This is a genomic window from Flavobacteriales bacterium (assembly GCA_013001705.1).
Taxonomy (GTDB): domain Bacteria; phylum Bacteroidota; class Bacteroidia; order Flavobacteriales_D; family JABDKJ01; genus JABDLZ01.
In genome coordinates, this window is the sequence record JABDLZ010000284.1 from 1 (window position 1) to 9,716 (window position 9,716).

General features: G+C 50.8%; 9 protein-coding genes. 3 read left to right on the forward strand and 6 right to left on the reverse strand.

All coding sequences use genetic code 11. The features are described 5' to 3' along the window. The 4 genes from HKN79_11300 to HKN79_11315 form a co-directional block, all read right to left on the reverse strand. Positions 1 to 189 (reverse strand): TolC family protein (locus HKN79_11300; GenBank protein ID NNC84153.1); only part of this gene is annotated, 189 nt, incomplete at its 3' end. After that, on the reverse strand, positions 182 to 3,346 hold the full coding sequence (locus tag HKN79_11305; protein ID NNC84154.1) for an efflux RND transporter permease subunit: 3,165 nt from the start codon (positions 3,344 to 3,346) through the stop codon (positions 182 to 184). The genes HKN79_11300 and HKN79_11305, both read right to left, overlap by 8 nt. Continuing rightward, complete coding sequence (locus HKN79_11310) at positions 3,343 to 4,470, reverse strand: HlyD family efflux transporter periplasmic adaptor subunit (protein ID NNC84155.1); 1,128 nt, start codon at positions 4,468 to 4,470, stop codon at positions 3,343 to 3,345. The genes HKN79_11305 and HKN79_11310 overlap by 4 nt, the downstream gene beginning before the upstream one ends. Then, entirely contained in the window at positions 4,467 to 4,928 is a 462-nt protein-coding gene (locus HKN79_11315; GenBank protein NNC84156.1) for a MarR family transcriptional regulator, read from the reverse strand. Before HKN79_11315 ends, HKN79_11310 begins: the two co-directional genes overlap by 4 nt. Positions 4,929 to 5,109: 181 nt before the next feature. Between HKN79_11315 and HKN79_11320 the strand changes: the two genes are divergently transcribed. After that, a complete protein-coding gene (locus tag HKN79_11320) occupies positions 5,110 to 6,045 on the forward strand; it encodes a hydrogenase (GenBank protein ID NNC84157.1) in 936 nt (311 codons plus the stop codon). Between the two features lie 80 nt (positions 6,046 to 6,125). Here the strand turns inward: HKN79_11320 and ssb are convergent, their stop codons facing one another. After that, a complete protein-coding gene (ssb, locus tag HKN79_11325; GenBank protein NNC84158.1) occupies positions 6,126 to 6,467 on the reverse strand; it encodes a single-stranded DNA-binding protein in 342 nt (113 codons plus the stop codon). Positions 6,468 to 6,717: 250 nt separating this feature from the next. Between ssb and HKN79_11330 the strand changes: the two genes are divergently transcribed. Further along, positions 6,718 to 6,990: a hypothetical protein gene (locus tag HKN79_11330; GenBank protein ID NNC84159.1), complete on the forward strand. Its 273-nt coding sequence runs from the start codon at positions 6,718 to 6,720 to the stop codon at positions 6,988 to 6,990. Between the two features lie 62 nt (positions 6,991 to 7,052). Here HKN79_11330 and HKN79_11335 read toward each other — a convergent pair whose 3' ends face one another. Further along, complete coding sequence (locus HKN79_11335; GenBank protein ID NNC84160.1) at positions 7,053 to 8,726, reverse strand: hypothetical protein; 1,674 nt, start codon at positions 8,724 to 8,726, stop codon at positions 7,053 to 7,055. A 489-nt stretch (positions 8,727 to 9,215) separates the two neighbouring features. On the opposite strand from HKN79_11335, the gene HKN79_11340 reads away from it, so the two are divergent. After that, complete coding sequence (locus tag HKN79_11340; GenBank protein ID NNC84161.1) at positions 9,216 to 9,608, forward strand: hypothetical protein; 393 nt, start codon at positions 9,216 to 9,218, stop codon at positions 9,606 to 9,608. The last annotated feature ends 108 nt before the right edge of the window (positions 9,609 to 9,716 follow it).

The window sequence follows — 9,716 nt, forward strand, 5'->3', positions numbered from 1 at the left end:
GGTAGGCAGATATCCATTGCTACCTGCACGTGCATCATTTTCAGCCATCTCTGCATCGAGACGGGCCATGCGTATTTCGTGGTTGTGCTCCAGGGCATTTTGTAAGGCCAGCTCAAAAGTCAAGAGCTCCTGGGCCGGGCCTCCAACGGATAGCCACAGAGTAAGTAGGATGAGGGCGATTCTATTCATTGTCTTGAGCTTCTTTTTCTGCAGAGATCTCCTGGATGGCCCGTTCTACGGATTCCCTGCTGGGTCGCTTTCCTTCCCAGAGCCAGAGAACATGCACTTTGAGTTGATTGCTCAAGGAGAGCAATAGGGGCAGCATGATCAGTGTGAGAACCGTAGCGATCCCAATCCCATAAGCGATGGAAATGGCCATGGGGATGAGGAACTGGGCCTGGCGGCTGGTCTCGAAAATGAGAGGTGATAGCCCGGCTATGGTCGTGATGGAAGTGAGGAAGATGGCCCTGAAACGGGATTCTCCAGCGCGCAGGAGCGCATCTTCATAACTCAGCCCTTCTTTGAGGAAGGAGTTGAACTTGGCGATGAAGACGAGGCCATCATTGACCACGATACCGATCAAGGCGATGATACCAAGCATGGAGAGCATGTTGACGGGAAAGTCATGGATCCAGTGTCCCCATCCCACTCCGATGAAGGCAAAGGGGATCATGACGATGAGTATCAGTGGTTGACTGAAAGAGCGGAAGGTGAATGCAATGACGATATAGATGAGCAGCAGGATGATCGGGAAGGTCTTTTGTGCGGAAGTCTGCGTCTTAGCTGCTTCCCGATTCTGTCCCTCGTACAGCGCTGAGATGCTGGGATATTTGGCCTTGAGGTAAGGCATGTGTACATCTTTGATCTCCTGTACGATGGCAGAAGCTCCCTCTTTGGGATTCTTGAGGTCTGCATCTACGCGGATCTCCCGCTTTCCATCCAAGTGATTGATAGTGACATCACCACGGCCGATGGAGTAAGAGGCCAATTCACTCAAGGGGATACGATCGCCTGATGGAGTGAGTATGCGCATCTGGTCCAGATCCTCGATCTCCGAACGCCCTTCGCGTTCATAGCGCACCCATACGATGATCTCATCCTCACCTCGCTGGAACCGCTGCACCTGCTGTCCATTGAAAGCTGCACGCACTTGACCGATCACATCGCTCAGTCCCAGCCCTAGACTGTAGGCCTTATCCGTGAGGTGCAATTCTATTTCTTTGATACCGGCCGGGTCGTTATCCCCGATGTCTCGTAGCAATGGGTTCGCTTCAAGGATCTCCTTCAGTTCCAGCTTGGCCGCTTTCAACTCGGAGATATTGTTGCTCAGAAGGGAAACAGCAACAGGGCTCCCTCCAAAATTGCTACCTCCATCGATCACCAGACTCTCAGCATTTGGGAAAGTTCCTACTTTCTCAAATATGGCATTGGCGATCTCCGAAGCACTGAAATCCCTTTCTTCTCCGGGAAGAAGATTGATGAAGAGACTGGCATTGGCCGTACCAGGGCCGATCTGTTTCCTGATATTCTCGATGACCTGCAGCGAGTCCGTTTGCCGCGCGCTGTATTCCTCATTGGTCTCCCAGGCTTTGGCCTCTACGATGGAGATCAAGGAATCTGTCACCTCGGGGTTGACCCCTTGGGGCATCTTCAGCGTGACCGAGACCCGATCACTGGCCACCACGGGGAAGAAAGTGCTGCGTATGATACCTCCCTGCATGGCGGCAAAACTCATCATCAGTAGAGCGACCATGATGGCCAGACTGATCGGCTTGTATTCCAAGGCTTTGCGCAGCAAAGGCATATAGATCCGGTTGCGCATCCAGTCCATGGCATTGTCACCCCAGACGTTGAAAACAAAGCGCTTCTGTTCCTTGGTGAGTGCTTTGGAGTGGCCCACGTGGGAAGGCAGTATGATGAATGCCTCGAAGAGCGAGAATCCCAATGTGAGCATGACTACAATGGTCACCTCCCCAAAGAATTCACCTATGCGACCATCTAAGAAGAAGAAGGTGCTGAAAGCGATCATTGTGGTGAGAATGGCCGAGAATATCGCGGGCATCACCTCCATGGTGCCATCGATGGCGGCCTTGATCCGACTCTTGCCTAAGGATTCATAGTGGTAGAAGATATTCTCAGCGATGACAATTCCATCATCGACCAGGATCCCGATCACGATGATCATCCCGAAGAGGGAGAGCACATTGATGGTCACGTCCATGGAGTTGACGAACATGAACATGCCCAAGAAGGATACCGGTAGACCGAATGCTACCCAAGCGGCCAGTCGTGGTCTAAGGAAGAGCGAGAGGAAGAGCAGTACCAGTGCCACTCCTTGCAGACCGTTCTTCAGGAGCAACTCGGTACGTTGGATAATGGTCACGCTCGAATCCCGCGTGACTTCCAATCTTAGGTTCTGGTTCTCCGCATTGAACTCCTCGATATAGGCCAAGGTCTGCTGTGCCGCAGAGATCATGTCCTCATTATTGGTGGTGCGCACTTGAATGGCCACCGATGGGGTCCCGTTGAAATAACCGCGCTCCGGAGTCTCTGACCACGTGTCTCGTATGGCTGCGATATCGCTGAGTCTCACGGTACGCCCATCACTATCCATGCGTACGATGATCTGCTCTAGTGCCTGAGCATAGTAGCCCCGATTACGTACACGGATGAGGTATTCCTCTTCATCGGTCTTGACTGTGCCACCCGTGACCAGGATATTGCTACTGGCCACTGCATTGGATACTTCAGCGAAACTCAGGCCATAGGCGCGCATAGTCTCTTCATTGAGGTCGATGCTGATCTCTTCATCGGGAAACCCGGAGATCTCTACTTGGGAGATACCCTCGAGATTCCTAAGATCCGTCTCCACCTCCCTGGCCATGTTCTTGAGGGTGGCCAGATCCACTCCTTCTCCCGTGATGACCATAGAGATGGCCTCGGTGAGGGTTTCTTGTTTGGCCACAACTGGAGGTTCCATTTCCGTGGGGAATGAAGGCACCTTGTCCACTGCATTCTTGACATCGGCCAACAGCACATCGATGTCATAGCCTTTCTCGGCCTCTACAGAGATACTCGCACTGTTCTCAGATGAGGACGAGGTGAATCGGTCTACTCCGAGGAGTCCTTTGAGGTTGTTCTCGATCTTGAGCACTACCCCTTCTTCCATCTCCTCGGGACTTGCGCCTGGATAGGCCACGGTGATGTTGATGAACTTGGAGTCCTGCAAGGGGAAGAAGCTCGAGCGCATGTTGAACATTCCGATCACACCCAGTATCGCCACCCCGAGTATCAAGGTATTGACCGCTACCGGGTAGGTTATGAAGTAGGAGATGAGCTTCTTCACTGGTCTTCTTCTTTGGTGTAAATGGCCACTTGCATGCCTTCGAAAGCATCGGGTGGGACCTGCTCCAGTATCACATCGCCATTCTTCAGACCCTTCACGATGGCATTTCCGCCTTCTATGTGGATGACCTGGATCGGTCGTATATGAAGGAGACTATCCACTACCGTGTAAAGTGCTTTCTCATCGATCAGCGTGGAACGCGAAACGACATAAGCTTCCTTTACCTGCTCTGCTTGAACGCTTACATCCACATAGGTTCCATCTTCTAGATCATCAGCCTGTACGTGCGTGAAGAAGGAGCATAACTGGGTGCTGGGATCCACTGCGCTATTGATGCGCTTGACCGTCCCGGCCCAGGAGTCTCCGCTCATGGACTCGGTGACCTCTACCTCCCGGCCCACAGAGAGTAGGTCGATGGTGCTGCGATCCACCGCGGTCTCTATTTCGTACTGCCCAGGTTTCAAGAACACACCGACTTCCGTGTTCTGTCGCAACACGGTGCCGGGGACCGCACTGGCCTCGGTAAGCACCCCGTTGAAAGGTGCCCGTACCGTGTACTTGGAGAGTTGGGCTTCTGCATTGCGAACGGTGTAGTAACTGCTCAATACACCTCTCCCGGTCAGGAATCGCTCGAGCCCTTGAGAAATGTTCTCTGGTAAAGAAGGGATACCATCCTCCGCATCGGCAGAGGTGAGGAATGCATCCCAATTAGGATATTCATCGGGATGATCCAAACGGATATCGGCCATGACCGTGCTGAGGGTCTGCAGGAAAGAACTCCGCGCACTGACTACGGCCGCTCGCTGATCATTGGAGCGTATACGGAAGAGTACATCCCCTCTTTTGAATCGGTTCCCTGCTCTGAATCTTCCCCCATCGGGAAGCATCATACCCTGTACCTCGCTGTAAAGGACGACCCGGTCGATAGCCTCTACACGTCCCGTGGAGCGGATGGAGATGGGTATTTCGGCCAAGGCTACGGTATCCACAAATACTGTATTGACCTTCTCCACAGGAGTAGGGGCCGGTCGTTCGGGTGGAGTGCCGATGAAGTTGGAGGCCAATCGGGCCAATACAATGATGGCCAGAGCAACGGCTATGATGATGAGCTGTCGTTTTTTCATGGGTCGGAGGGCTCTAATATGTCTAGTGTGTTTTGAAGGATCTGCTGAAGCACCTGACGGGTCACCAGGCGGTCGTCTTCTGATATGCCATCCAGTACTGCTTCGAAAGTCTGGTCGAGGATGGGTCGGGCTCGATCGAGCATCTGCCTACCCGAAGGAGTCAAGAGCACGATATTCACTCGCTTATCCTCGGTACTGGCAGTGCGTTCCACAAAGCCCTTACGCTCCAGGGATTGTATCAATCGGGTCAGGGATCCTTTGTCTCTGCCGGTAAGTATGGCCAATTCGGATTGGTGAGTGCATCCACGTTCCAACTTGTGCAGAACGATGACCTGCTTGACCGTAAGGGCGATGCCACTCTCGGCCAAACGGCCGCACATCAGCATGTCGATATGCTTCATGGTCTTGCCCATAAAAGCGACCAAGGGGCGAGGAAATTCTAGATCGGTCTGTGACATCAGGGAGCGAAAGTATAAAAAAGGTTGCATATGCAACCAAATGTTCTTGAGAATATTTCAAGGGGGAGAATGGAAATAGAATGAAAGAAGCAGGCAGCCTTCGTCTAGGAATTACTTGCAAAGAACTTCACATTGTCAGATGGAAGGCGCAAATTTGAGCACCTAATAAAACAACCACACTATGATCACCCGGGATAGATTGATGATCGGCACTACGCTGAAGTATTCTTGGAAGAATCTCCTTTTCAGTTCGCTCTGTGCTCTGGCGGCCTATACCCTGCATGTGCCCTTGGGGATACAGGACTATTACATCCCGACCGAGGTGGTCTCCATTTTCGGTGTGGCACTGGCCATCATTCTGGCCTTCAAGAACGGTTCGGCCTATAGTCGCTGGTGGGAAGCGCGTCAGATATGGGGTGGGATCATCAACGATTCTCGGAATTGGGCGCGTCAGGTCATCACCTGCCTGAACTCCATACCCGCTCCAGGTGAAGAAGGGCGCGAATTGCAAAGCTTAATCGACCGACAGATCGCATGGGTATATGCCCTCAAAATGAGACTGCGTAAGATCGATGACCAGGCACAATGGGACAAAGAAGTAGGACCTTACCTGAATAAGAAGGAATACACCGATCTGCAGAAGGTCAGTAACCCGGTCACACATTTGGGATATGAGCAGGGTCGTGCGATCAAAAGTCTTCTCAACGCTGAGGAAGTCGACCTCTTTGTGTATCTGGAGATGCAAGCCACGCTCAATCGTCTGGTCAGTCACCAAGGTTCGGCCGAACGGATCAAGAACACCCCGCTTCCTATGCCCTATGAATATTATACCCGGGCCTTCCTCTATCTATTCATCTTCATGTTCCCTTTTGCATTCATCAAAGTCTTCATCAGCGTGAACAGTGAGATCCTCATCGTTCCCATATCGGTGATCGTGGGTTGGATGTTCCATCAGATATACATATTCGGAGTGGTGCTTTCCAGACCCTTTGAGAACTGGAATACCGATGTGGCACTGGATTCCATAACGCGCACCATCGAGATCGACCTCAAGGAGGCCATGAATGAAGAGCATGTGCCGGAGATGCTCCAGCCGGTGGACGGTGTATTGAATTGATAGTTTCTCATGGGGGCCCAAAAGAACAAAGGCCGCCATCCTTTCGGATGCGGCCCTTGAACCATGAGTACTGATCGAGATCAATCAGCTTTGCGTCCGAGCATGAGCAGTTCGTTGCCCACGACTTCCGTCACATAGCGCGTTTCACCTTCTTTGGTCTCATAGCTGCGGGAGGTGAGCTTCCCTTCGATAGCGACCTCAGCACCTTTGGCAAGGAATTTCTCAGCGATGTCAGCCGTCTTGCCGAAGAAGACCACATTATGCCACTGGGTGTTCTGCACTTTCTCGCCCTCTTTATTCGTATAGGTCTCGTTAGTGGCCAAAGACATGGTAGCCTTCTTATTTCCATTCTCGAATACGTGGACTTGCGGGTCATTACCAAGGTTTCCGATGAGTTGTACTTTGTTTCTAAGCGTGTTCATGATAACGTGATTTAATTGTTCGTGTATGTATTTGTATTCTGTTGCCGCTGTCTATTTCTGATTGCGACACCGCAAAGAAGAGGAGTGTGGAACGGCCTAGTCGAAGTATACCCGTTTAGCATACGTTTAATGTCGTTTATAAACGTTTAAAAACGGATATATAGCGGACATTCAGAGGGTTGTGTGAAAATTCATCAAACTCACTAATTCTATAGATTTTGTAGTTTCACGTAAGACTAAAGCAGAAATCATGGGCATCTCTATATCTAGAACACAGCGTTTTGTACTGGCCTTTACGGGGCTGATCCTGCTCATTCCTTTCATCGCCATGCAGTTCACCGATGAGGTGGATTGGTCAACAGGTGATTTCCTGATCGCTGGTGTACTTCTACTCGGATTCGGATGGATAGGGGAGAGGCTGACAAAAAGGGTCGATAAGCGGATGTCCCGCATTCTGATATGGTCAGCGGTGCTGTTGGTCCTGCTGTTGATATGGGCCGAATTGGCCGTAGGTATATTCTAGTGGTCCAGGCATGAAAAAACCCCGCTGTGGGCAGCGGGGTTCAAGAATCTTATGTGGTCATCTCATTCGCAATCGTTGCTCATGAGTTTGAAGGTAACAGAGGCCGAATCTGTGCACGTAACACTGCCACTGCCAGCATCGGTCTCGGTGTATTGGTATTCCAGGGTGTAGGTTCCTCCAATAGGCAGATTGAATGGAATCTCACTTGCACCAGCGATAAGGATCTCTCCTTCGCTATCCAGCAGATTGAAGATGCCTGTGCCAGTCACCGGATCACCATTGGAATAGCTGATATCCAATACGGAAGAAAGATCGACCGGAGTGTTTTCCCAAAAGACCACTGGAGCTATGTCTAAAGAGATGATCAATCCTTCACAGTTCAGAGGGGTCCCGGCACAAGGGATACATACCGTACTATCCGGAGCCAAGAATTCGATATCATTCTCCGTCAATGGGTCCCCATCATCACAGAGGGATTCTATACACCCTGCGTCACAGAAACCATCACCATTGGTGTCTGTCCCATCATCTGAAGGATCAAAGGTTCCGGAGGAGCAATCATCACATGTATCGCCATCTGTATCAGCACAAGCAAATTTGTTCAGAGGCTCTGAATCATCTCCATCAGGCACGCCATCATTGTCATCATCTGGGTCGATAACATCACATAATCCGTCACCGTCAGTGTCTGTGCTGGTGCCTGGAGGTCCGCAACATGCTTCCGTATCGGTGCTATCCAATACGGCCAATTGTTGACCTGAGTAGCCCCCCTGACCCAGTACGAGCCCATCAGCATCCACTGTGACCGGAGAAGTACCAAGAATTCCGTCTCCATCAGGATCGTCATGGCCGGCTTCTATAACATCGAAGCAATTGTCATTGTCCGAATCCAGATCGGTCTCGTTGGGTATGGAATCATCATCGGTATCGCAGAGCGGAGGAAGCACTTCTCTGAAGAAGACGTCATCTATGGCAAAGTCATTTCCACCTGCTGTGGTGCTCACATTGCGTACCTCAATAGTGAAGGTGGTACCTGACCCGGAATTGAATGGTTCTTTCACCTCTACCCATTCGAATGGGTCAGAGGGTTGAAGAGGTCCACCGGTCACTGTAGCCACCACGACATCGCCCGCGTCCTTTAGCACGACTTCGATCTCAGGGGCTCCACCACCTGCTCCGTTTGCATTGTGGAACCAGACGCCATATTCGAAGGTGGTGTTCTGCGGAACGGTCAAGGTCTCCCTATAGAACACACCTTGAGTGGTAGAACCATTGACAGCCAGATAGGCATCGTCAGCGGTGCCCGTGGTATGACCGATCAAGGAATCGGGCCACAGTATTCCAGACACATGAAGGAATGGTCCGTAGAAATTATTGGTCTTAGCATATCGGCCTTCCCCATTCATATCTCCGTATCCATATCCGGCTACGGGCGACTGCAGATCTTCTGTATTGTTCTGGAAACACTGTTGTCCGGGGCAAGGCCCGGTAGAATCGACTGGGATGACCCCAAAGGTTCCTTTGAACTCGAAAGTCACCTGATTGGGACCGGTGCATTCGTTCACATCTAGTATGCCGTCATTGTCATCATCCAGGTCGATAGAGTCAATGACTCCATCTTGGTCGGAATCCTGCGCAATGCTGTAATTGCAGAATGCGAGAAGTAGAATGGACACGAATAGAAGTTTTTGTCTACCCCGAGTCAATGAATTGTTGGTCGGTCTTGTTCTGGTCATGGTCGTATGGTTTTTAGATTTATGGAAACCGATAGGCAACCAACTGACCCAAGAATCCATGCCTCGTTCTATATACAAGGCTGTCCTACAGGGATTTGAAGAGGAGCATTGCCAATGACAGGCCTTTTAAAGTGATCTATACAAAAGGGCAGACCTATTCATTTAAGGCCTCATAGAGGCCCATGCTTTGAATTCCAAAAACAGCTGGGTGACTATACTTAATTGGTTGTTAGTCGAACACAATGTATGATTTGGCGAACAATTCGCCAAATTCATCGAAGTATATAGGATGTGGATAAATGCTAAGCAGCTGAAAATCAGGCCCAATTCTGTGGAAAGAATGCTGGCTTCTTCCCTGCGGTATCATCTGGTTCTATCCAAGTCCTGTTGGAATCTATAGCTGTCAAACCCTGTTAAAGAATGTGAAAGAGCTTTCACTTCTAGCCCCCTTCATCTACTTTCACCCAAGAATCAAAAAACTCCCAGACCATGAAAGGCAATTGGACACAGACCCTCGTATTCACCATCCTCGCTCTCGTACTCGGATTCGTCCTGGGTAAAGTGACCGGTCATAGAGGACCCCATCACGGGGATAAGATGGAAAAACGCATCTTCAAAAAGCACATGGGCGATGGCGACCATATGGTATGGCACGATGAGGAAGGCGGTGAGATGGAGATCATCAGGATGGATGGAGGCATGGATGATATGCAAAGTGCCGTGGAGGCACTGGAAGATTCCGGTTTCGAAGGAGACACCCTCATCGATGGCGCCAACATCAGCATCTCACGTGATGGAGATGAGGTGAGCGTAGAGGTGAAGAAAGAGATGGAAGGCGATGGACTCCGCAAGGAGATCCGCATAGAGAAGGAGATCAAGTGATCTCCTCCTTGGGATAGGGGATATACCATCCTTCGCGCATTTCTTCTATCGCGGCTTCATTGAAGTGCAGGAAACGGGAGGCCAGTTCTTCAGGATCCTCACTGCGCA

What these genes read in the sequence shown, in the direction of transcription:
- HKN79_11310 (NNC84155.1), bottom strand. Translation starts at nt 4,470, where the DNA reads ATGAAAAAACGACAGCTCATCATCATAGCCGTTGCTCTGGCCATCATT.
- HKN79_11315 (NNC84156.1), bottom strand. Translation starts at nt 4,928, where the DNA reads ATGTCACAGACCGATCTAGAATTTCCTCGCCCCTTGGTCGCTTTTATG.
- HKN79_11320 (NNC84157.1), top strand. Translation starts at nt 5,110, where the DNA reads ATGATCACCCGGGATAGATTGATGATCGGCACTACGCTGAAGTATTCT.
- ssb (NNC84158.1), bottom strand. Translation starts at nt 6,467, where the DNA reads ATGAACACGCTTAGAAACAAAGTACAACTCATCGGAAACCTTGGTAAT.
- HKN79_11330 (NNC84159.1), top strand. Translation starts at nt 6,718, where the DNA reads ATGGGCATCTCTATATCTAGAACACAGCGTTTTGTACTGGCCTTTACG.
- HKN79_11335 (NNC84160.1), bottom strand. Translation starts at nt 8,726, where the DNA reads ATGACCAGAACAAGACCGACCAACAATTCATTGACTCGGGGTAGACAA.
- HKN79_11340 (NNC84161.1), top strand. Translation starts at nt 9,216, where the DNA reads ATGAAAGGCAATTGGACACAGACCCTCGTATTCACCATCCTCGCTCTC.